The following is a 23,763-nucleotide window of genomic DNA, read 5'->3' as shown; positions in this document are numbered from 1 at the left end:
TAAGGTAGAAGACAAGTTATAAAGGTTTCCTAAATGGTAAAAGACGACCCTCACCCCAAAATTGGGAACAAGGGTCGTCTTCTGTTTCGTACTTTTTAAGCTTTGCTCCGTCAAAACCACAAGTTCTTCAGTGGCCTCCTTTTAGAGTGATGTCTTTTTTTGTCCTGACAGAAAGTATAACTTTCTGCTGGATAAGGGCAACATCGGCTTCCGCTTTCGCCAAAGGCTCGGCGCAAACCGTGTTTTCTTTATGCAGGGTAATCGCTGCAATACAGCGAATAATCTATAGGTGAATTTTGTAATCTAAGGAAGGGTTGACTATCATGGCGGCAATGCCTACACATATTCAAAAACGCCTGGCCTTGTTTCTGCTTTTAACCATATTTGCGCTGGTTGGTTTAGCTGGTAGAATTGCCTGGATCCAGTTCGGCGAAGGTCAGCGGCTAAGCGCTAAGGTGCGGGATCAACTTAGAGAAAGCCGGGTGATGCAGTCCCCTCGTGGGACTATTTATGATCGCAACGGGCGGGAGCTGGCTGTTAGCAGTATGACTAAATCGCTGTATGCCAATCCACGTGAGATAAAGGATGCCAATGCGCTAGCCGATCTTTTAGCCCCTGCTCTTGGTATAAGCCCGGAAGGACTTAAAGAGCGACTGATGACAGGCTCAAGTTTTATTTGGATAAAGCGAACACTTGAACCGGAACAGGCTAAAGCTGTGGCCGCACTGATCAAGGAGCATGGCCTTACAGGCCTTGGTTTTGTTGAGGAAAGTAAGCGCTATTATCCTAATGACAGTTTAGCTGCACAGGTACTAGGGTTTGTCGGTACTGATGATGTTGGCCTCGAAGGGATTGAGATGGCGCTTGATAAGACCATCAAGGGGCGGGAACTTAAACAGGTCATAGATACTGACAGTCATGGTACACCGATATTTAAGTCAATATTTTCATTTATCCCCGAAAAACAAGGTAAATCGGTATATTTGACGATCGACAGCAACATTCAATATATTGTGGAGCGGGCGCTTGATAATGCTATGGCCAAGACCGGCGCTAAGGCGGCTACTGTAATCATTATGCAGCCTAAGACAGGAGAAATTCTGGCTATGGCCAGCAGGCCGACCTATAACCCCAACCAGTTTGAACGTTACGGCTCAGAACAGTGGAAAAACCGGGCAGTCTCTATTGTCTATGAGCCTGGTTCAACCTTTAAGTCTGTTATTGCGGCAGCCGCGCTTGAGGATGGTAAAGTGCGGCCTGATGAACGTTTTGTTGATAAAGGCTTTGTGGAAATCTCGGGACGGCGGATAAAAAACTGGAGTGATGAAAGTTACGGTGAGGTATCATTTACCGATATCATCAAGAACTCGATTAATACCGGGTTTGTTGAGATTGGTATGCGGGTTGGCGCTGCCAAACTAACAAGCTATGTGCGGAGTTTTGGCTTTGGTAAAACAACAGGTATAGAATTGCCGGGTGAGGAAGAAGGCCTGATGTTTGATCCTAAAGAAATGCGCGACAGTGACACCGCCACCATGTCTATCGGTCAGAGTATTGCAGTTACTCCGATCCAACTGACTGCTGCAATCGCGGCCATTGCCAACGATGGGGTATTGTTGAAGCCCAGGATTATCAGAGAGTACCATAACGCTGACGGCACACTGGCAGAGGTGTTTGAACCGGTAGCTATCCGGCAGGCCATTAGCCCAGAAACCGCGCGCACGCTGACCAGCATGCTGGAGAAGGTTGTCAGTGAAGGGGGCGGCAAAAAAGCAGCTGTTAAGGGCTACCGCTTTGCCGGTAAAACAGGTACTGCCGAAAAACTAAAACCAGGAGGCAACGGCTATCTGGCCGGACGGTATATTGCTTCTTTTGGCGGCTTTGGCCCTGTGGAAGACCCGCAGGTGGCTGCTCTTGTTGTGCTGGACGATCCTTCAGGTGTCTATTATGGCGGCGAGATTGCCGCGCCGGTATTTAACGATATTATGTCTCAGGTTATGCGGTACCTGAGTGTTAGGCCTCATGACGACAATCCGCTGCTGCCGCCTGTTAAACCGGCGGTAACAAACGCTGAGCTGCCATACGCTGTTCCGATTGCGGAGGGACCGCCCGCAGCACCACCGCCCGGACATGTACTGGTGCCGGTGCTAAGCGGTAAAACCATTAGGGAAGCCGGAGAAGCTCTCCATAATTTGGGGCTGACTTTTGTGCCTGTGGGTACAGGAACAGCTGTAAAGCAAAATGTGGCTCCCCATACAGCTGTCAAGCCGGGGGCGGAAATCATTGTCTACTTTGAACCAAGATAAGGTGGCTGCATATGATAGACAGATACGAATTGGCCCAGTTGCTTGCTGAAATAGCCCAAATGCTGGAGTTAAGCGGTGAGAATACGTTTAAAGTGCGCGCTTATCAGAATGCTGCGCGTACCGTTGAGCAGCTTGACAGTAGCCTGACTGATCCGGATGCTGAAGCCAAATTAGCGGGCATCAAAGGAATTGGTCCGGCACTCGGGGACAAAATCCGCGAATACATTGCCACAGGCCGGATAACCTATTATGAAGAACTTAAGAGTAGTTTATCACCTGTACTCTTTGAACTGCTGAAGCTTCCCGGACTGGGCCCGAAGAAGGCATTGGCCCTACATAAACAGCTTGGGGTACATTCCCTGGGCGAGCTTGAATATGCCTGCCGGGAAAATCGTTTGGTATCTCTGACCGGTTTCGGTACCAAAACCCAGGAAAGGATTTTACAGGGTATTGAATATATGAAAAAATTTCAGGGACAATTCATTCTTGGCGATGCATGGCTGGTAGCCGATCTTATCGTCGAATATATTAAACTACAGCCGGGGGTAGAGCAAGCTGCCGCTGTCGGCAGCATCCGGAGGGGTCTTGAGGTCGTCCGGGATATCGAAATTGTAGCCGCCAGTTCGTCGCCAGACAGCCTGGCGGCTGGGCTAACAGACATGCAGGGCGTTGATCATGTCGTTAGTCGTGAGGCGAATAAGCTTACAGTTAGCCTGTTAAATGGTCTTATTTGTACTGTTTATATTGTGGGCCCGGATGAATACTGGACGGCGTTAGCTTATTATACAGGCAGCGACGGCTATATAGCTAAAATGACGGAGCAGGCCGCGAGGCAGGGATTGACGTTTAACTCTGCAGGTGTCAAAACTCAGGCAGGTGAACAGGTTGCAGTGAAAGATGAACACAGTCTTTACTCGCTGTTCAAACTAAGTTACGCTGAGCCTGAGAGTAGAGAAGATGAGACTGAACTTAAGCCAATAGGGGCAGATACTGAGTCTTTGGTGGCTTTGGCAGATATTCGTGGCGTTTTCCATGTTCATACCAATTATTCCGACGGGGCGGGCAGCCTTGCCGATATGGCCGCTGCTGCCAGGCAGCGGGGTTGGCAGTATTTGGGTATCGCTGACCATAGCCAGACGGCTGTTTATGCAAGAGGACTCAGAACGGAAACTGTTATGGCGCAGCGGCGGGAGATTGATAAACTGAATGCAGCGCACCCCGATTTTACTATTTTGACGGGGATTGAAAGCGACATATTACCTGATGGATCACTTGATTATCCTGATGAAGTTTTGGCAAGCTTTGATTTTGTAGTAGCATCAGTTCATTCTGCTTTCCGTCAGAGTGAAGCTGACATGACTCGCCGTATTGTGCGGGCTGTACGTAACCGTTATGTAACCATGCTGGGACATCCAACCGGACGGATTCTACTGGGGCGAAAAGGTTATGCGGTAAATTTGCCGGAGGTTATACAGGCGGCTGTCCAAAGCGGCACAATGATTGAGATTAATGCCAGTCCTTACCGGCTTGATCTGGACTGGCGATGGTGCCGTACAGCTAAAGAACAGGGGATCGTATTTGCTATTAATCCGGACGCGCATGCTGTAAGTGAATTCGAGCATATGCGTTATGGCTTGGCGGTAGCCCGCAAAGCCGGTCTGACTGCCGGCGATATTGTCAATACCTGCGCTTATCCGGAAGTAGTAGGGCTGTTGCAGCGCAAGCGGCAAAAGCCCTAATTGTAAGGCTTAAAAAATTATAAGAGGCGGCTTTAAGCCGCCTCTTATGTTAACTTACTTAGTTGCTGCTGTTGATATCGAATTGGGAGGTCATAGTGCCAGTCGCACCAGTCATGCCGGTGGTAGCAGTGTTGGTCGTAGTGGCAGTTGCGGTTTGTCCGCCCATTGCCGATTCATATTGCTGGATCATGCGGCGAACCATATGGCCACCAACCCGGCCGCAGTCAGCCGAGGTCATAGTACTCCAACCTTGGCTGCTTACGCGTTCACTGATACCTAATTCGTTAGCAACTTCCAACTTCATGCGATCAAGGGCGTTTTCAGCGCCAGGATTAACTGGTTTTCTGCTTCTAGCCATGTAATAAAGCACCTCCTGAAATTTTTCTAAACCTAGTATCTGCGACTAAACTGAACGTTATCCAATAAATATTATGTTAATTAAGTAAGATGTTTCCAGTCGAAAGTAGGGGGCTTTGCTGTAGAAAAATAGAGAATTTTTTTGGAAGGAATTTACAGGATAGCGGAGAATAACTATATGCACTAGACAGTTGTAATAGAACAGCTACCCATGGAGGGGAATCGCGATGCATGAATTGGCAATTGCGCAAGGGGTCCTGGAGATTGCTCTGAGTACAGCTGCCAGTCATGGCGCTGGTAAAGTAACCGGTATTAAGGTGCTGACAGGTGAATTGACCGGTGTTGTGCCTGAAGCGCTTGAATTTGGTTTTGCGGCTCTGGCCGAAGGTACGATGGCCGCTGGGGCTTGCTTATCGATCAGTATTATTCCACTAACCGGCCGATGCCGAGACTGTGGTGATGAGCACCGTGTTGATAAATACCGCTTTATTTGTTCAGCATGTGGCTCGTATGCTATTGAGATTCTGTCAGGTCGGGAACTTAAAGTTGAAAGTGTGGAGGTAGAGTAGCGTTGGAGATCCCTGTTATGAGCAATATTCTTAATAAAAACGACGAAAATGCCGCAGAACTAAATTCCATGTTGACAAGCCGGGGGATTTTTACGGTTAATCTTCTGGGCTCGCCAGGGTGTGGCAAGACTTCGCTGCTGGAACAAACGGTAAGATTGTTAAAAAATCAATGTAATCTCGCTATTGTTGAAGGTGATTTATATACCTCTAAAGATGCTGATAGGCTTGCCGGGTATGGAGCACCCGTAGTTCAAATTAATACCCGGGGCGGTTGCCATCTTGATGCGGCTATGGTTAAAGCGGCGTTAACTAAACTTGATTTAGCAGCAATTGATATTCTCGTTATTGAAAATGTTGGGAATCTAGTATGCCCTGCTGAGTTTAATGTGGGAGAGCATGCGAAAGTCGTTGTACTTAGCGTTACTGAAGGCGAGGATAAGCCGCTTAAATATCCGCTTATTTTCCGGCAGTCTGAGGCCGTCATTTTAAATAAAATTGATTTGCTGCCTTATACAAGCTTTGCCATGGATGCGGCTATTAGTGATATAAGGGGATTAAATCCTCAAGCGAGCTTACTGCAAACCTCCTGCAGAACAGGGGAGGGATTAACTGCTTGGACTGAATGGCTTAAAGCCAAGGCGTCCCAGACGCGCAAGCAGGCAAAATACGATTTAGGGGGTTAAGCGTGACAAGTCTGGCGGAAAAAGAGCGGGAAATTGAGATTGTGCGCGACCAACTACACCTGTTAGTTGAGCAAAAACATGGTAATTTCTCAGATGAAGATGTAGCTAAAATGAGCATTTATCTTGATAAACTTATTGTCGAGTATGAGCTGGCCAGCGCCCGGCGGTTTAAGCGAAGTTAATCCCGTCAGGATAGGACGAAAAACTGAGGTCTAATCCAGCTGCCGCAATTATAAATTGTACTAGTGGGGGTATTACCCACAACCCAATGGTACTATTTATGGTGGCGGAGGGAATGGAATTGAGTAAAACGGGAAACCGGCAGGAACTCAAAAGAGGACTTAAAGAGCGGCATATTCAGTTAATTGCGCTTGGCGGCTCTATCGGAGTAGGGCTGTTTTTGGGATCGTCATCGGCTATTCAGGCGGCTGGTCCCGCACTCCTGCTTGCGTATCTTATCGGCGGTATCGTTGTTTTTTGCTTGTTAAGGGCGTTAGGAGAGGTGGCTGTTGCGTATCCGGTAGCCGGTTCATTCAGCACGTACGCACATACCTTTCTGGGGCCGTTGCCGGGGTTTCTAACAGGGTGGACATATTGGTTCATGTGGGTTGTGACAGGCATGGCCGAGATTACCGCGGTTGGAGTCTATGTAAATTATTGGTTTCCTGAATTGCCGCAATGGATTCCTGCCCTAGCAGCGGTAGCTATTATGACTTGTGTCAATCTTGTTGAAGTAGAAGCCTACGGGGAATTCGAATTTTGGTTTGCTTTAATTAAAATTATTGCCATAGTCCTTTTAATTCTGGGTGGTTTGGGGATGATTATATTTGGTGTCGGCAATAATGGAGTTCCTTTGGGTATAGCTCACCTTTGGCAACATGGCGGCTTTTTTCCGCATGGAATAAGTGGCGTAGTTATGGCACTCGCCATGGTGTTGTTTTCCTATGTAGGCATTGAAGTGATCGGTATTACGGCCGGTGAGGCTAAGGATCCCGGGAAAACACTGCCTGCCGCTATTGATAAGGTGTTTTGGCGAATTATATTGTTTTATATCGGATCATTGTATGTAATTATGTCTATATATCCTTGGACTGAGATTGGCAGTGTAGGAAGTCCGTTTGTATCAGTCTTTGAAAAGCTGGGGGTAGACAATGCCGCCGGCATAATGAACTTTGTCGTGTTATCAGCGGCGCTGTCGTCCTGCAATAGCGGAGTTTTCAGTACAGGCCGCATGTTGTATACTCTAGCTGCTCAAGGAGAGGCTCCTGCTTTTTTGAGGAAGCTAAACGACAGTCAGGTTCCTGTTAATGGTGTGCTTGTTTCAGCTGCTTGTTTAACGGCAGGGGTTGCCCTCAACTATTTTATTCCGGCAAAAGTATTTACCTATGTCACAAGTATCGGCACATTCTCTTGTCTTTGGGTTTGGGCCACTATTGTTATTGTACAGACAAAATTCCGGCGCAGTCTGCCGCCGGCCGAGGCGGCAAAGCTGGCTTATCCTATGCCCTGGTACCCGGTATCAGGTATTTTTTGCTTGATGATGCTTGGATTGGTAGCTGTCGTGATGAGCCAGGATCCCGATACTCTTCTGGCTCTTATCATCGGTCCGTTGTGGCTGCTGGGGCTGACATTGTCGTATTTTTTCTGGCGAAGATTATAGCCTTGTTGTAATGCTCTCATACTAATATTTAGAAGTGGCACGATTTTTGCATAAATATTTTAGGAGATATGATGCGACTTGTAAGGGGGATTAATTTATGTTTGAACGTCCAGTTTGGGCAGAGGTTGATTTGGCTGCCATCAAAAAGAATGTCGAAAAGATAAAAAACCACCTTAATCCTAATGTCAAGTTTTGTGCTGTAGTTAAGGCTGACGCCTATGGACATGGCGCGGTGGCAGTGGCTCGGGCAGTATTGTCTGCCGGCGCTGACCGGTTGGCGGTAGCTATCCTAAGCGAGGCTATTGAACTTCGGCAAGCAGGCTTTTTAGCTTCTATCCAGGTGCTTGGGTATACTCCGCCGCACCAGGCCTGCACGATCGCCGCTTATAATATTGCGCAAACCGTGTATTCGCTTGATAATGTCCGTGCCTTATCGGCCGCCGGGCTTGAGACAGGAAAAAAAGTAAAAGTACATATAAAAATTGATACAGGCATGGGGAGAATTGGCGTTTTACCCGAAGAAGCAGGGGACTTTGCCAGTGCGGTGTCTGCCCTGCCGGGCGTGGAAATTGAAGGAGTGTTTTCGCATTTTGCCACAGCCGATGACGCTGACAAAACCTATGCTAAAGAACAATATTCTAAATTTGAGGAAGCGCTAAATCGTATAAGTGCCAAGGGCATTACAGTTCCAATAAGGCATATAGCCAATAGCGCTGCAACCCTGGAAATGCCGGAAACTCACCTGGACATGGTGCGACCAGGCATTATCTTATATGGACTATGGCCATCTGCTGAAGTTAAACGAAGCATCGAATTGACTCCCGCTATGCGCCTTAAAGCGCAGGTTGCTCATATTAAAACTGTGGAAAATGGAACAAGTATTAGCTATGGCAGAACATATACCGCTTTGGCTGAGCGCAGAATCGCCACACTGCCTATCGGTTATGCTGACGGCTGGACGAGGTTGTTGTCAGGTAAGACTGACGTTCTTATTCATGGTCGCCGTGCGCCTTTAGTAGGGAGAATTTGTATGGATCAATGCATGGTTGATGTTAGCGGTATACCTGATGTTCAGGCAGGTGATACGGCTACTTTGTTTGGAGCGCCGGAATTGTCAACAGATGAGGTCGCCGATATTGTGGGGACGATAAATTACGAAATGGTGTGTATGGTGGGCAAACGGGTGCCCCGAGTATATAAAAATACCTAAGCGATGGTTAAGGCTTCTAGTGAGGAAGCCTTTTTTATTACATAAAAAGTGTTGGGCAGAGCTGACGGCTCTGCCCAGTAAACGAATAGGGAAGAGGAAATAAATTAAGCTAGAACTTGCTCTAGGGGAGTAAATGGTAGGTTATGTGCCTCGGAAACACCTTTAAAGGTAACTTTACCGTCATAGACGTTAAGGCCTTTAGCAAGACCAGGATCGGCTTTGAGTGAGTCTTTCCAGCCTTTATTGGCAATCTGGAGGGCATATTCGAGCGTAACATTGGTTAAGGCAAAGGTTGAGGTACGGGCTACAGCCCCAGGCATGTTGGCGACTGAGTAATGAACAACACCATATTTTACATAGGTCGGATCGCTGTGTGTGGTAACACGGTCAATGGTTTCTACTGAGCCGCCCTGGTCGATGGCCACGTCAACAATAACCGAACCCGGTTCCATAGTTTTAACCATATCCTCGGTTACCAGCTTGGGAGCCTTAGCACCAGGCAGCAATACTGCGCCGACAAGGAGGTCAGCCTTTTTAACCCAGCTGGCAATATTGTAACTGTTGGACATTACGGTAGTTACCCGGCCGCCAAAGATGTCATCAAGGTAAACCAGCCGTTCAGCCGATTTATCAATAATGGCAACACGGGCCCCCATGCCGACAGCCATTTTGGCTGCGTTAGTGCCAACAACGCCGCCGCCGATAATAACGACTTGAGCTGATTCAACGCCAGGTACACCGCCTAATAAGATACCTTTACCGCCAAATGGTTTTTCCAGGCAGTGAGCGCCTACCTGCACGGCCATGCGGCCGGCTACTTCGCTCATCGGAGTAAGAAGCGGCAGTGTATGGTTGCGTTCAATGGTTTCATATGCAATACCAACAACTTTTTTATCAAGCAGCGCCTTTGTCAATTCAGGTTCAGGGGCTAGATGCAGATAGGTGAAAAGAATTTGTCCTTCATGGAACAAATTATATTCAGGTGCTAGCGGTTCTTTGACTTTTATAATCATGTTTGCTTTATCAAACAGATTTTTTTTGTCAGCAATAATCTGCGCTCCGGCTTTTATATAGCTTTCGTCGGAGAAGCCGCTGCCTACACCGGCACTTTGCTCAACAAGCACAGAATGTCCAGCTTTTTTCAACGCTTCAGTCCCTGCCAGAGTAAGAGCCACCCTGTTTTCGTTGTTTTTGATTTCTTTTGGTACACCAATAATCATGTTTTTGCCTCCTTATCATTATTAAGCTGAGGCGCGAATTAGCGCCGCCTTATTCATTAACTGTACAGTTGCAATTACTGTGCCAAAGAATATTAAATATGACAAAATGTACAATGTTAAAAAAATAACGTGAAATAATGATAGTGCAGTCACTTGATTAAGCAACATAATGGATATAGAATATTGCTTGTCAGAATAGGTTAGTAAAAAAAGGATATAAAACCTTATATTGAGATAACGGCGAAAAATGCTGCAGTTTTCGGCAGCGTTTTTTGCAACGCAAATGGGGAGCGGGTGGAAATTTGGAAAACGCAGCTGAGACGAGAACCCTATTGGCAGAACTTAGGCATAAGATTCAGGTTTATGAGACAATTCTCGAAAGGCTGGATGTGGGTATCCATGTTATTGACAATAAGGGTAAAACCATTGTTTATAACGATACTATGTCTAAGCTTGAATGCTGTGATGCTGCTGAGGTACTGGGCAAAGATCTTTTGAGTGCTATGCCGCATTTAACTACCGAGATTAGCACCTTGCTTACCGTTCTCGGGACGGGAAAAGCGCTACCCGACCGCCAGCAAAATTATATTAATGCCCGGGGTAAACAGATTGTTACAGTAAATAGTACCACGCCGCTGATCACTGCAGACAAGGTTATGGGGGCGTTGGAAATTGCCAAAGATATAACCTTTATTCAGGCGTTGGCTGATAAGATTGTTAATCTGCAGGAAAACCTGATTAAGCAAAAAAAAGGCGGGCAGGTTCCGCACCACCCTAATACCCGTTATACTATCGAGAATATCTTAGGAGAAGCACCATTATTGAAGGTGGCAATCCATTACGCCGAGCGGGCTGCCCGCACACCCTCCAATGTGCTTATATTTGGCGAGACAGGTACGGGGAAAGAGTTGTTTGCCCAAAGCATCCATAACCTAAGCCCACGTAAACACCATCCGTTTGTTGCTATTAATTGTGCTGCCTTGCCTGAGCAACTGCTGGAAGGACTGCTGTTTGGCACAACTAAGGGGGGTTTTACCGGCGCTATTGACCGGGCCGGGCTGTTTGAACAGGCTAACGGCGGTACTCTGCTGCTGGACGAACTCAACTCTATGAATATGGAACTGCAGGCCAAGCTGCTCCGGGTTCTTCAGGAAAATATCGTCCGGCGGGTGGGCGCAGTTAATGAAGTGCCTGTCAACGTGCGGGTCATTGCCACCATGAACATGGAGCCAGCGGCCGCCATCGAACAGAAACGGCTGCGGGAAGACCTGTATTACCGGCTGGGGGTAGTGACTATCAGAATACCCGCTTTGCGGGAGCGTAAAAGCGATATTGCTATTTATACAGCCGCTTTTATTAAAAAATATAATAGTGCCTTGAACGTAAAGGTTAAGGGAATTTCCCCGGAGGTAGAAGACATTTTTCGGCGGTACAACTGGCCTGGCAATGTCCGTGAACTGCAGCATGTAATTGAAGGGGCTATGAATCTTATCACGACTGAGGAATACATTGGTGCGGCGCATTTGCCCATGCTGTTTTGTGCCAATGCAGCTGTAACAGCAGAATGGCCGCACGAGCATAGTATGAGCACTATTTCTTTAGCAAGCAGCCAGACGCTGGTCAATCAAACGGAATCAATGGAAAAAAACAGCATTGCCGCAGCGCTGGCCGCAACAGGAGGCAACATCACGCAGGCTGCCGCACGGCTGGGATTGGCCCGGCAAGTGCTGCAGTACAAGATAAAGAAATATAAACTGAAGTAGTTTTGCGCCCATGGTTACCAACTGACATTGACTGTGTATAATAAGTTTCTTTGCAAACAAGATGCACGTCAAGGCGGAGGTTTTACCATGGGTTATCCTTTTGTAGAAATAGTTACGATAGTGCTCTCATGTTTGATAGGGGCGGGAAGGAGTTGTACCGCAAAAGAATTTGCTCCCGGTTATTGCTTGAAGTCCAGGCAAAATCGTTTGTGCCGCCTGGAAGAACCAGTCAACTGCTTTTGGTAATATACCTGTGTTCAAAAGCTCCGGAAAAGGAAAAAAAGCCAGTTATCGATTTTAACCGGCAAGTCGGCAAGCGCTGTTTTGAATCGTTTTGATTAGTGCAAAAAAAATGGCGTTAGTGCCATTTTTTTTGCAGGTAAAAGTGCAAAAAAAAGCGGAATAGTCAGTCTTTTGCTGCTTGGCATCAATCTTGCTATTAATGGAAATGGGCGGCATATAGAGCGAGAACTGTTTACAGCTGTAATGCGTCAACTGGTCTTGGCTGGAGAATGATAAAACGGGGGGGATATTATATAGCTCACATTGTGCGAACACAATCGGTTAGAAAACGCTCAGCGGGTTAAAGAGAGGAGATTGCGCAAAAATGGAAGAGTGTAAAACAATGGATAAATGCAAGGTGGCTCAGGAAGATTTGCATCGCGGCTTAAAAGAACGGCATATTCAACTTATTGCCATAGGTGGTGTCATTGGGGTCGGACTATTCTTAGGCTCAGCATCAGCTATCAAAACCGCAGGCCCAGGAATTTTGTTAGCCTATCTATTAGTCGGCATTGTCGTGTTCTTTATCATGAGGGCGCTGGGTGAAATCGCTGTTATCTATCCCGTTTCCGGTTCCTTTTCGCAATATGCGAGTACCTTTCTCGGCTCAAAGTATGGCTATATTACCGGATGGAATTATTGGTACCAATGGGTGGTTGGTTGTATGTGTGAAATCACGGCCGTTGGTTTGTACATGAAATTCTGGTATCCGGATATTGAGCAATGGATACCTGCACTTGCGGCGCTGATTTGTATGACTGTTGTTAATCTTGTTGCCGTCAAGTTCTATGGAGAATTTGAGTTTTGGTTTGCGTTGATCAAGGTTGTAGCCATTGTGGGTATGATTCTGATAGGCTCTCTCATGATTTTGTTTGGAATAGGCAATGGCGGCGTGGTAGTAGGAATATCAAACTTATGGACAAACGGTGGGTTTTTACCATTCGGTATACAAGGAGTATTAATGTCGCTGGTCATGGTTACTTTTGCATATACCGGTAGTGAAGGTATCGGTTTGACTGCTGGCGAGGCGAAAGATCCCACCAAAACATTACCTTCGGCCATTGATAAGATGTTTTGGCGGGTGCTGATCTTTTATGTAGGTGCTTTATTTGTGATATTATCCATCTATCCCTGGAATGAAATAGGAACTATCGGCAGTCCGTTTGTTGCCACGTTCAAAAAACTTGGTATTTCCGGCGCGGCGGCCATTATCAATTTCATAGTCGTTACAGCTGCGCTGTCTTCCTGTAATGCGGGTATTTACTCTTCAGGCCGTTTTTTATACAGTATGGCGCTGAGAGGGGAAGCTCCTGCTTGCTTTAGCAAACTTAACAGCTCCTGTGTACCAGCGCGGGGAATCTTTGGTACTGTGTTAGTGATATTGATAGGAGTAATTTTGAATTACGTGGCTCCGGCCCAAGTATTTGTTTATGTAACAAGCCTTAATGTTACGGGTGCTTTGTGGACATGGCTGATGATCCTTCTTACTCAGTTGAAATTTAGACAAGGCTTGACGCCGGAAGAAGTCGGAAATTTAAAATATCGCATGCCGGGATCGCCTTATACAAATTGGCTGGGCATAGCTTACTTGTTGCTCATTACCGTTATTATGTTCTTCAATGAGGATACTCGTATTGCCCTGTATCTTGCCCCCTTGTGGTTTGGATTACTATACCTTACGTATAATATGTTCGTTGCTAAGAATTCCAGTGCTGCCACCATAAATAATGCAAAATGAAGAAATGGCACCAGTGTTGATTAAAAACTCACAGGGGTCTACAGTACAAACAATATTGATAAAGGGGCGATTTTTTTGAGTAAGGTCATTGCTTGCAATTTGGGGGAAAGAATTAAGGAAATTGCTGTAAATCTTACCCGTACCCGCAGTGTAGTGGGTACTAAAGGTGAAATTGAAATTGCTGAAAAAATCTACAACTATTTAAAGAATGTAGAATACTTTCGGAATCATCCTGATCACTTGCGTCTATTGCCAGTAAAGAATGATGAACTGGGACGGAAAATCGTTCTAGCATTTGTTGAAGGCAGCAATAAATCCTCCAACCGGACGATACTGTCATTAGGACATATTGATACGGCCGGCATTGAGGATTTTGGCGAGTTGAAGGAATATGCCGATCAGCCGGACGTGCTTAAAGAAAAGTTAAAAGCGATTAAATTCTGTGAAGAGATCTTAGCAGAGATTCATTCTCCTGATTGGATTTTCGGACGAGGTATATTTGACATGAAAACAGGTGTAGCGGCATTAATGGTTATGCTGGAAGAGTTTTCACAGCAAGTTAATGAGTTAGATGGCAATATCGTTTTTGTTGGTGTTCCGGACGAAGAGGGCAATTCAGGCGGTATGCTTTCCTGTGTCGAGGACTTGGAGCAACTGGCCCGGGACCGTGGCTGGGAGTTTGCCGCTGCTATTGATACCGACTATATGACCTCCAAGTATCCTGGCGATGAGAACAAATATGTATATATCGGTACAGTTGGGAAGCTACTGCCCTGTTTCTATCTTTATGGCGAAGAAACCCATGTTGGTGAAGCGTTTAATGGCCTTGACGCCAACCTCCTGGCGTCAGAAGTGGTGTATCAAATGGATTTGAGCACCGATCTTTGTGATATAGCCGACGGAGAGGTCACATTACCGCCCATCACCCTTGGTCAGCGTGACCTTAGGACTGAATATTCAGCGCAAACAACTAACTCGGTTAATCTGTACTTCAATTACGCAACTCACTCTAGCCAGCCTGGTGAAGTTTTGGCTAAATGTAAAGCGAAAGCAGAACAGTCATTTGAAAACGTTATTAAGAGATTAAATGAAGAATACGAAAAATATTGCAAGTTAGCCAACATTCCTCACAAAAAACTGCCTTGGAAGTCCCACGTGTTAACGTATGAGGAACTTTACCAGCAAGTAAAAAAGGAAATCGGGGAAGAGATTGACCGAATTATTGCTGCTCTTATCGTGAAATTAAAGGAACAAGGCGTGGATGACCGGGAGTTTTCGTTGGCCATTGTTCAGGAAGTTCACAAAAATTACTCTGATCAAAATGCAAAAATTGTTGTATATTTTTCGCCACCGTATTATCCACACATCTTTGTTCAAGGATATGATGAAAAGGAAAAAACACTGCTAACTGCAGTAGAGCAGGCAGTAACTGAAGTCAAAGCGCAGTATGATTATAAAATTGTATTGAAAAAGTTTTTTCCCTATATTTCTGATTTGAGTTACTGCAGTATTTCTAAGAACCAGGAAAGTATTGCGAATCTCACCAGTAATATGCCTGCGTGGCCACATAAATACAGTCTGCCTGTCAGGGCTATTCAAAATATTAGTATGCCGGTGGTCAATATTGGACCATTTGGCAAAGATGCGCACAAATTATCGGAACGATTATGTACGGCATACTCTTTTGATGCAATGCCTCAAATTTTATACAAAACCATGCAAAACTTATTGAAGTAGATTGTAAATTGTTACTTAAAACCGCCAGGAATGGCGGTTTTTGTTTTTACTCCAACTCTAATTGGCATTGATTTTGCATATCTAAATTGGTGAAGTATGTATCAACATAGTTTCGCGTAATGTGATGATGTCCTTTGTTGTATTGAGAGAATAAACGCTACATATTTGCAAAATCAATGTGGAGGTTTTTGGCTATGGGCTATCCATTTGTAGAAATTGATTTAGAAAAAATAACAGCTAACGCCAGGCTGCTTGTTGCTTTATGCCATAAGCAGGGGATTGAGGTGGTTGGCGTTACTAAAGCCTGTTGTGCTGACACGGCTATCGCAGGTGCTATGCTGGCGGGCGGGGTGCAAGCGTTAGGCGATGCGAGAATCCAGAATCTCTGTAAGCTTCGCGAGGCTGGAATCAAAGTTCCGCTGATGCTGCTCAGGATTCCTATGCCGAGTGAAGTCAGCGAAGTTGTAAAAATTGCTGATTGCAGCCTAGTTTCAGAATTCTCAACAATGCGCCAATTAAGTCAAGCGGCTAAGAATGCGGGGCTTGTTCATGACGTTATCCTGATGGTTGATATGGGGGATTTGCGGGAAGGTGTTGTGCCGCAAAAAATTTTGCCCTTAGTCCAGCAAGGCATGCTCCTGCCGGGAATCAGAGTTCGAGGATTTGGAGCTAATTTCGCTTGTTATGCCGGCTTGATTCCAACGCCTGAAATTCTTAATAACCTTGTTAATTTGACACGGAAGGTAAGGGAAGAGTTTTTGCTGGATTTACCTGTTATTTCGGGCGGTAACTCTGCCAATATTGAGCTATTATTAAGCGGTGTGATGCCGATAGGAATTACACAGCTGCGGCTTGGCGAAAGCATTCTGTTAGGGCGGGAAACGGTAAATCGCAACCCCGTTCCCAGTGCCTATCAAGATGCTTTTATTCTACATGCTGAAGTGGTTGAGGTTCAGGAAAAACCGTCAATACCAGCAGGAAAAACCAGTCAGGATGCTTTTGGTAATACACCTGTGTTCCAAGACCGGGGAATAAGAAAACGAGCAATTGCCGCTATTGGCCGGCAGGATGTTGAACTCGAAGGGCTACAGCCAACTCTGCAGGGAGTAGAAATATTGGGCGGCAGCAGTGACCATTTAATCCTTGATGTTACTGATGCTGCCAGCGAAGTTTGTGTTGGGCAAGAGTTGTGTTTTTCCATGGAATACGCCGCATTAGTTCATGCCATGGTTTCTCCTTATGTTTCGCGGGTTTATAAACGCCCAGAGAAATGCTGTTTCGGATAATGGGGGTGGCAATTATTCGGGACAGTTGGGTAAATGCTGCTTTGAATAATTAGATTAGTGCCAAAATTTTGGCGCTAATGCAAAGGATTTTGCAGGCGACTGAACAAAAAATGCGCAATAATCAGTCTTTATCGGTTGGCATCAATCTTGCGATTAATAGCCATAGCAATTATTCATTGCAAATATCAAGTAGGAGGTTGGTCATGGAGAATATCAAAGTTGTTTTATGGGGTCTAGGTGCTATGGGGAGCGGAATGGCAAAAGACATATTGCTTAACAAGCAAGGTATTGAAATTGTGGGGGCTATTGGGCAAAACCCCGCGAAAATCGGCAAAGACTTGGGGGAGGTTTTGGAGCTTGGCCGTAAGCTAGGCGTCACTGTTTCCGATAACCCGGAGCAAGTGCTGAAAAATGTAAAGGCAGATATTGTACTACATGCAACTCAATCGTTTACTAAAGATGTGCTTTTTGAAATCTCCCTCATTGTTAAATCAGGAAAAAACGTAATTACCATTGCCGAAGAGATGTCTGCACCGCAGGTGGAAACCCCTGATTTAGCTGCTCTACTTGACAAACTTGCCAAAGAAAACAGTGTGACAATTTTGGGTACAGGTGTCAACCCGGGTTTTGTGCTTGATACCCTCATTTTGACAATGACCGGAGCTTGCCAGGTAGTAAACAAAATTAGGGCAGCTCGCGTTAACGACCTCTCGCCGTTTGGTCCTACCGTTATGAAAACGCAAGGTGTCGGGACGACTGTCGAAGAGTTCCACGCAGGCGTAAAAGCAGGCACCATTGTTGGTCATATTGGTTTCAAACAATCGATGTACCTGATTGCCAAAGGCTTAGGTTGGGAGCTTGATGATATTGTTGAAACCAGAGAACCTATCGTTACCAATGTATACCGGGAAACGCCGCATGTAAAAGTGCAGCCAGGTATGGTAGCAGGCTGTCGTCATATTGCCCGCGGTTATAAAAACGGTGAAGAAATTATTACTCTGGAACACCCGCAACAAATTCATCCTGAATTAGAGGGTGTGAAAACAGGTGATTATATTGTCGTTGAAGGCACGCCGACCATTAAGTTCTCAGATGAACAAGAAATCCCCGGCGGCATTGGCACTATGGCAACTGCTGTTAACATGATTCCTCAGGTTATTAACGCGCAAGCCGGACTGGGTACAATGCCTGAACTTCCTGTTATCACTGCCTTAATGGGCGATGTTCGTCGCAAGATTAAACGATAAATAACTAAAAGAAGTGATAATTAAGTAGTTCAGACACTGCTGGTGACATGCACGGAAAATATTCGCCCATCTCAATGCTTAGACAGGCAAAATGAAAGCACCGCTGGTTCGATTTGGTATGAACACAGATACGTTTTGGTTGATCAATTTATGAGGGGGATTTTTAATGGCGGGTAGTTGTTTTGATGAAAAGGTCAACAGTGCTTTGTCCCAGCAGTCCGGTCTGGATAGAGGTATGAAAAGCAGGCATTTATTTATGATCACTTTAGGCGGCGTTATCGGTACCGGCTTATTCCTGGCATCTGGGTCGACCATAAATCAGGCCGGCCCTGGCGGCGCCGTTGTCGCGTATGTTATTGGCGGGTTTATCATGTATATGGTTATGCTCTGCCTTGGCGAACTTGCCGTGGCTATGCCTATTGCCGGGTCGTTTCAAACCTACGCTAGCACTTTTATTTCACCGTCAGTAGGCTATCTTTTGGGATGGTTGTTTTGGTTAAACGGGGCAACGACCATCGGTATTGATTTGGTAGCAGCCGGAATGCTGATGAAGAATTTGACTCAAGTCTCCGAATGGATATGGGTACTTGGTTTCGGGTTTGTACTGTTCGGTCTAAACTCGCTGCGTGTGGGAGCTTTCGGCGAATCGGAATTCTGGTTTGCCAGCATTAAGGTAGCGGCTATAGTAGCTTGTATTATTACCGGCGGGTTGGCTATGACCGGGACGATTGGCGGACATGGCGCGATCGGGCTTAGTAATTATTTTGCAGATGGTCTTTTCCCCAATGGTGTAGGGGCGATTTTGCTGGCTATGTTGACAGTAGCTTTTGCTTTTAACGGTACAGAGATTATCGGTATTGCCGCCGGTGAGAGCGAGAACCCGGAAAAAAGCATTCCTAAGGCTGTTAACGCTACCGCCTTTCGTACTCTATTATTTTATGTTTTGTCAATTATAGTAGTTGCCGCTATCGTCCCATGGAAAGAAGCCGGGGTAAAAGAAAGTATCTTTGCCGAAGTTTTTCAGTATGCTGGTATTCCTGGTGCATATACCATTATGACCTTGGTAGTTATTACTTCAGCTCTTTCCTGCGGCAATTCCTGGGCGTACAGCTCTACCCGGATTTTGTGGGCTATGTCCAAGGGGGGAATGGCTCCCGCGTCATTAGGTAAATTAAACAAATATCAAGTGCCGATGAATGCTTTGATTTTAACAATGGCTGTTGCCGGCGTATCCCTGTTGTGTAGTGTTTATGCCGCTGATAGTGTTTATCTATGGCTTATTTCGATTTGTGGCTTGGCCGGAGTGTTGGGTTGGATGGGGATATGCGCTTCGCAGTTTCGCTTCCGAACTCAGTTTATCAATAGCGGCGGCAAGCTGACAGATTTAAAGTATCGGACGCCGCTGTTCCCGTTGGTGCCTGCTTTGGGATTTTTCCTGAACTTAGTTATTGTTATCGGTCTGTGGTTTGATGAAAGCCAAAGGATAGCTATTTATGCCGGTGTGCCATTTATTATCGTGGTCATGGCCTATTATTACCTTGTAGTGGCTCCCAAAAGAGCAGCCATGAATAAACAGAGTGGAAATGAAATGAACATAAATGAGTAATCCAGGGGATTCAAAGGGAGGGAAACGTCGTGTCTGATGCGCGGCATGGAGACTGGGTGCAAGTCTATAGGGTTGTTTTGGCAGCCGGGGAGCGGGCACCGCAAGTACCGGTAGAAACACTGTGTGTTCCATTAGAAATGAAAACTAAAGGTTTTTTGTTAGATGAAAAGGCAGTAATAGGGCAGCAAGTAACAATCTGTACTCTTGCCGGAAGACACCTTCAGGGCCAATTGGTGGCAATAAATCCTGCCTATGGGGTGGATTATGGCCTGCCGCAGCCGGAATTAATGACGATTGCCGGAGAGGTGCGGGCCATGCTGAGGGGGGAAAAAGATGCGTGACACAAGCTATCAGGCCGTCATGGCCCGCAGGCCGGAGATTATCCGGCGCGCCACCAATATCGATTACCGTGAGTTCGAAAGCGGCGGTATTGCCTTTGATTACGAAAAAATGATGCGCCAGGCGGCTTATGATGTCGGGGAGATTGCCGCAATTCAGCGGGATACCGGTGTAGGCGACACACCGCTTATTGAACTGAAAAACATAACGGCACTGGTTAGGCAGATAGCGGCTCCCGGTAAAGGGGCAAGGATTTTTCTTAAAGATGAAGCGGTCAATCCTTCCGGTAGTTTTAAAGCGCGCCGCGCAGCTGTATCTGTGTATCATGCCTGCAAACATGGTTATCCCGGGGTAATTGCCGCTACCAGCGGCAACTTTGGCGCTGCCATTGCCTCTCAGGCGGCGATGCGGAATCTTCGGAGCATTATTGTGCAGGAGGTTTTTGACAGCAGGGGTATCGGTCAGCCGGAAATTATGGAAAAAGGCCGAGCCTGTGAGGCGTATGGCGCTGAAGTACTGCAATTGTCGGTCGGCCCCGAATTGTTTTATATGTTTCTCTTGGCATTGGAGGAAACAGGCTTCTTTAATGCTTCGCTATATACGCCGTTTAGTATTGCTGGCATAGAAACCCTGGGAGTGGAGGTAGCTGCTCAAACGAAAAAAATCACCGGACGTTATCCTGATGCCGTAGTTGTCACTCACGCCGGCGGCGGCAATGTAACAGGTACCGCCCGGGGGCTTAAACGGGCTGGTTGCGGTGAAGCCAAAGTGATCGCAGCCAGTGTCGATCTGTCAGGGCTGCACATGGCCAGTGATACCGATTTCAACCGCAAGTCGTTCACTACCGGGCATACCGGTTTTGGAGTACCTTTTGCCACCAATCCTGACCGTGTCGATGTGCCGCGTAATGCCGCTCGTTCGCTCCGGTATCTGGATCGTTATGTTACTGTTACGCAGGGCGAGGTATTTTATGTCACCGAAATGTTGGCCGCATTGGAAGGCCTGGAACGTGGGCCTGCAGGCAACACATCACTGGCAGCAGCAATTGCCCTGGCAAAGCAAATGGATCAGGAAGAAGTTATTGTTGTACAGGAGACTGAGTACACCGGGGCGGGGAAACACCCATCCCCGCAGCTGACTTTTGCCAAAGCTAACGGCATTGCGGTGCGCCGCGGTCTGCCTGCTGACAACGTACCAGGGCAAGCAATCGTCATTCCTGAGCATCCCGGACAAATTGCCGCTAAGGATATTGATCTTGATAAAATGCGTTACTCATATATGCGTAATGTTTTGGCTGGCTGTCAGAACAAACGGCTGAGTGTGGAGGATATCGAGTTTTTGGCGCAGGAAATCAGGCTTTCGCCTGCTAACGTTGAAGAAATGACTAATCTCATTATGAGCGGACGATAACGAAAAAAATGTGCAGGAGGTGAACCGGGGAAACTCCCGGATTTCATATGCAAAGACAGGACGATTTTTCCAGGCGCCGTGCCGGACTGGCCGCGTTATCTGACGCGCAGTTGAAAGAACGGTTTTGGCAGTTAACCGAACAAGTGGTTCAGCCGCTAGTGGAATTGGCCCGTACTCACACTTCGCCTTCTGTTGAGCGTTCAGTGCTACTTCGCATGGGTTTTTCCAGCATAGAGGCTAAAGAAATTGTCGACAAATGCGTAGAAAAAGAACTGCTGGGTAAAGGCGCAGGACACGCCGTATGGCGGGTGGCCCAGCTTGAAAATATATCTTACCGGGAAGCAGGACTACGTTTAGCGCAAGGACTGGGGTGGGACCGGCTGCAGGAATTTTGGCAAAAAGGGGAGACTGCTCATGACAGTGAAAGCTGATGAAAAACTGGATGTAGGCAATATACTGGCCGATTTACAGCATTACCGTTCCCGGCGCAGAGGCTGGACGTGGCGGACCCCTGCAGGAACAGAGCAGACAGGACCTTTTGCGTACCGCCAGGTAACAGAACCGCTCAAACAGTCTTGCCCGTTGCCGGCTGCCAAGTATTTTAACAATATTGATCCCCAGCCCGATTGTGTGATAACTACCGAGATTGCTTCAGGACGATTTGAAGATGATATCCGCCGGATGCGGATGGCGGCCTGGCATGGCGCGGATCACATTATGGTCATTCGTACGGCTGGACAAAGCCATTTCGATGGGTTAATTGAAGGCACGCCCGAAGGTGTTGGCGGTGTACCTATCACGCGCAAACAGCTGCGGGCTACCCGTAAAGCGCTTGATATAATTGAAGATGAGGTTGGCAGGCCGATTAATTTTCACTCGTATGTGAGCGGGGTAGCCGGCCCTGAGGTAGGGGTGTTGCTGGCTGAAGAAGGAGTAAACGGCGCCCACCAGGATCCCCAATACAATGTGTTGTATAGAAATGTCAACATGTACCGTTCTTTTGTTGATGCTGCCGTTGCCAAACGAATTATGGCTGCTAATGGCATGGCGCAAATCGACGGGGCTCACAATGCCAACGCTACAGCTCGTGAAGCCTGGAAAGTCATGCCTGAACTGATGGTACAGCATGCCATTAACTGCCAGTACTCAGTCATGGCGGGCATGCCGAAAGATAAAATTTGTCTGTCAACAGTACCGCCCACTGCACCGCCAGCACCGTGCGTTAGTCTCGATCTGCCGTATGCTGTTGCGTTACGTCAATTATTTGAAGGTTTTAGGTTCCGGGCTCAGATGAATACCAAATACATGGAGTCGTGCACCAGGGAAGTAACAGTTACCCATGTGCTGAACACCTTGTTATCCCGGCTGACCAGCGCTGACATTCAGAGTACCATTACGCCTGATGAAGGCCGGAATGTTCCCTGGCATTACAATAATATCCACGGAGTTAATACGGCTAAGCAGGCGTTGCTTGGACTTGACGGCTTGCAGGACATGGTTAGTCTAAACTTTGACGGGGAGTTGGGCGTCAAAGTTCGCGAACTGAAAGAACGTGCCTGCTTGTTTATGGAAGAAATCTTGGTTGCCGGTGGATATTTTACGGCAGTCAGCCAAGGCTTCTTTGTCGACTCAGGCATGTATCCTGAACGTAATGGCGATGGCATTGCCCGCCAGATGAGTGGCGGAGTGGGAGTTGGCACGATCGTACCCCGGGATGCCGACTATATGGCGCCGGTATGTGATCACTTTGGCTATAACGCTTTACCGGACGGTGTGGCTAAAGCGTGTGATCTGATTGCCGGTTGTACCTTGTGCAACCCGGACAAAATTGTCTGGATTGATGAATTAGATCCGGACGACAATGTATACCGCCGTATGTCCGAATATGACGCCGAGCGTCGGCAGGGTCTTCTGCGTCCCGAGGTGCAGTGGTATGGTGACGGCATTGTCTGTATGACGATGTTTTTGCCGGCAGCCGAACGTGTTGCTGAGTTTGCGGCTAAAAGCATTGGTGAACGAATGGGGTTTGAGGATGTTGAAGTAATTCACAAACAGGTTATGCATCCGTCTGAAGGCACCTTGGTGGAAGTGAGAGGACGGGTTCCCTTTGCCGTTGACCCGGCAGAGCTGGTAATACCCCCAGTGGCTGAAACGCTTACTGAAGATACTATTCGGCAGTATGTGGCCGAACACAAGTTTAAAATAGTTGCCGCCACTGTCGGTGAGGATGAACATTCAGTAGGGCTGCGGGAAATACTGGATATAAAACATGGCGGTATCGAAAAATTTGGTATTGAATGCCACCATTTAGGAACTTCAGTACCTATGGAAAAACTGGCTGATGCGGCTGTTGAACTTGGCGCAGATGCCATTTTGGCCAGCACGGTTATTTCACATGCCGATATCCACCGGATTAATATGCGGCGCTTACACCAATATTGCCAGGAAAAAGGCATCAGGGATAATCTTATTATTGTCTGCGGCGGTACACAGGTAAGCAATGAAATTGCCGTTGAGGAAGGAATGGATGCAGGTTTCGGACGGGGTACCAAGGGCGTGCATGTTGCCAGCTTCCTGGTAAAACGCCATAAAGAACTGAGGCATAGATAAC

At 46.9% G+C, this 23,763-nt stretch carries 19 protein-coding genes; 17 read left to right on the top strand and 2 right to left on the bottom strand.

Annotated features, from left to right (window positions below):
* The first annotated feature begins 323 nt into the window (after window positions 1-323).
* Window positions 324-2,306, top strand: coding sequence for a penicillin-binding protein (locus VN447_RS06465; RefSeq protein WP_325524009.1), 1,983 nt, complete (start codon window positions 324-326; stop codon window positions 2,304-2,306).
* Window positions 2,307-2,317: 11 nt separating this feature from the next.
* Window positions 2,318-4,045 (top strand): DNA polymerase/3'-5' exonuclease PolX, encoded by a 1,728-nt coding sequence (polX, locus tag VN447_RS06460; protein WP_325524008.1) that lies wholly within the window; start codon window positions 2,318-2,320, stop codon window positions 4,043-4,045.
* A gap of 58 nt (window positions 4,046-4,103) precedes the next feature.
* Here polX and VN447_RS06455 read toward each other — a convergent pair whose 3' ends face one another.
* Window positions 4,104-4,403, bottom strand: coding sequence for an alpha/beta-type small acid-soluble spore protein (locus VN447_RS06455; RefSeq protein ID WP_325524007.1), 300 nt, complete (start codon window positions 4,401-4,403; stop codon window positions 4,104-4,106).
* A gap of 226 nt (window positions 4,404-4,629) precedes the next feature.
* Between VN447_RS06455 and hypA the strand changes: the two genes are divergently transcribed.
* The 5 genes from hypA (at window position 4,630) to alr (ending at window position 8,524) form a co-directional block, all read left to right on the top strand.
* Entirely contained in the window at window positions 4,630-4,971 is a 342-nt protein-coding gene (gene hypA, locus VN447_RS06450) for a hydrogenase maturation nickel metallochaperone HypA (protein ID WP_325524006.1), read from the top strand.
* 2 nt (window positions 4,972-4,973) lie between these two features.
* Window positions 4,974-5,654 carry a hydrogenase nickel incorporation protein HypB gene (hypB, locus tag VN447_RS06445; RefSeq protein ID WP_325524005.1) on the top strand — a complete coding sequence of 227 codons (681 nt, stop codon included), beginning with the start codon at window positions 4,974-4,976 and terminating at the stop codon, window positions 5,652-5,654.
* A 2-nt stretch (window positions 5,655-5,656) separates the two neighbouring features.
* Window positions 5,657-5,836: an aspartyl-phosphate phosphatase Spo0E family protein gene (locus VN447_RS06440; protein ID WP_325524004.1), complete on the top strand. Its 180-nt coding sequence runs from the start codon at window positions 5,657-5,659 to the stop codon at window positions 5,834-5,836.
* 113 nt (window positions 5,837-5,949) lie between these two features.
* Window positions 5,950-7,314 carry an amino acid permease gene (locus VN447_RS06435; RefSeq protein WP_325524003.1) on the top strand — a complete coding sequence of 455 codons (1,365 nt, stop codon included), beginning with the start codon at window positions 5,950-5,952 and terminating at the stop codon, window positions 7,312-7,314.
* A gap of 97 nt (window positions 7,315-7,411) precedes the next feature.
* Window positions 7,412-8,524, top strand: coding sequence for an alanine racemase (gene alr / locus VN447_RS06430; protein WP_325524002.1), 1,113 nt, complete (start codon window positions 7,412-7,414; stop codon window positions 8,522-8,524).
* A gap of 104 nt (window positions 8,525-8,628) precedes the next feature.
* Here the strand turns inward: alr and ald are convergent, their stop codons facing one another.
* Window positions 8,629-9,744 (bottom strand): alanine dehydrogenase, encoded by a 1,116-nt coding sequence (gene ald, locus VN447_RS06425; protein WP_325524001.1) that lies wholly within the window; start codon window positions 9,742-9,744, stop codon window positions 8,629-8,631.
* A 302-nt stretch (window positions 9,745-10,046) separates the two neighbouring features.
* Here ald and VN447_RS06420 point away from each other — a divergent pair, with 302 nt between their 5' ends.
* From VN447_RS06420 to oraE, 10 genes are all read left to right on the top strand, one after another.
* Complete coding sequence (locus tag VN447_RS06420; protein ID WP_325524000.1) at window positions 10,047-11,507, top strand: sigma-54 interaction domain-containing protein; 1,461 nt, start codon at window positions 10,047-10,049, stop codon at window positions 11,505-11,507.
* Window positions 11,508-12,132: 625 nt separating this feature from the next.
* Window positions 12,133-13,527, top strand: a complete 1,395-nt coding sequence (locus tag VN447_RS06415) for an amino acid permease (RefSeq protein WP_414714888.1) — start codon at window positions 12,133-12,135, stop codon at window positions 13,525-13,527.
* Window positions 13,528-13,602: 75 nt separating this feature from the next.
* Window positions 13,603-15,264: a M20/M25/M40 family metallo-hydrolase gene (locus VN447_RS06410; RefSeq protein WP_325523998.1), complete on the top strand. Its 1,662-nt coding sequence runs from the start codon at window positions 13,603-13,605 to the stop codon at window positions 15,262-15,264.
* Window positions 15,265-15,458: 194 nt separating this feature from the next.
* On the top strand, window positions 15,459-16,550 hold the full coding sequence (locus VN447_RS06405) for an alanine/ornithine racemase family PLP-dependent enzyme (RefSeq protein ID WP_325523997.1): 1,092 nt from the start codon (window positions 15,459-15,461) through the stop codon (window positions 16,548-16,550).
* Between the two features lie 203 nt (window positions 16,551-16,753).
* Window positions 16,754-17,797: a 2,4-diaminopentanoate dehydrogenase gene (ord, locus tag VN447_RS06400; protein ID WP_325523996.1), complete on the top strand. Its 1,044-nt coding sequence runs from the start codon at window positions 16,754-16,756 to the stop codon at window positions 17,795-17,797.
* A gap of 166 nt (window positions 17,798-17,963) precedes the next feature.
* Window positions 17,964-19,403, top strand: coding sequence for an amino acid permease (locus VN447_RS06395; RefSeq protein ID WP_325523994.1), 1,440 nt, complete (start codon window positions 17,964-17,966; stop codon window positions 19,401-19,403).
* Between the two features lie 29 nt (window positions 19,404-19,432).
* On the top strand, window positions 19,433-19,744 hold the full coding sequence (ortA, locus tag VN447_RS06390) for a 2-amino-4-oxopentanoate thiolase subunit OrtA (protein ID WP_325523992.1): 312 nt from the start codon (window positions 19,433-19,435) through the stop codon (window positions 19,742-19,744).
* Window positions 19,737-21,152: a 2-amino-4-oxopentanoate thiolase subunit OrtB gene (ortB, locus tag VN447_RS06385; protein ID WP_325523990.1), complete on the top strand. Its 1,416-nt coding sequence runs from the start codon at window positions 19,737-19,739 to the stop codon at window positions 21,150-21,152. Before ortA ends, ortB begins: the two co-directional genes overlap by 8 nt.
* 47 nt (window positions 21,153-21,199) lie before the next feature.
* Window positions 21,200-21,583 (top strand): ornithine aminomutase subunit alpha, encoded by a 384-nt coding sequence (locus VN447_RS06380; RefSeq protein ID WP_325523988.1) that lies wholly within the window; start codon window positions 21,200-21,202, stop codon window positions 21,581-21,583.
* A complete protein-coding gene (oraE, locus tag VN447_RS06375; RefSeq protein ID WP_325523986.1) occupies window positions 21,567-23,762 on the top strand; it encodes a D-ornithine 4,5-aminomutase subunit OraE in 2,196 nt (731 codons plus the stop codon). Before VN447_RS06380 ends, oraE begins: the two co-directional genes overlap by 17 nt.
* Window position 23,763 lies beyond the last annotated feature (1 nt).

This window comes from Sporomusa sp. (assembly GCF_035561155.1).
Lineage (GTDB): Bacteria > Bacillota > Negativicutes > Sporomusales > Sporomusaceae > Sporomusa.
This window is presented reverse-complemented; position numbering and strand designations above follow the sequence as displayed.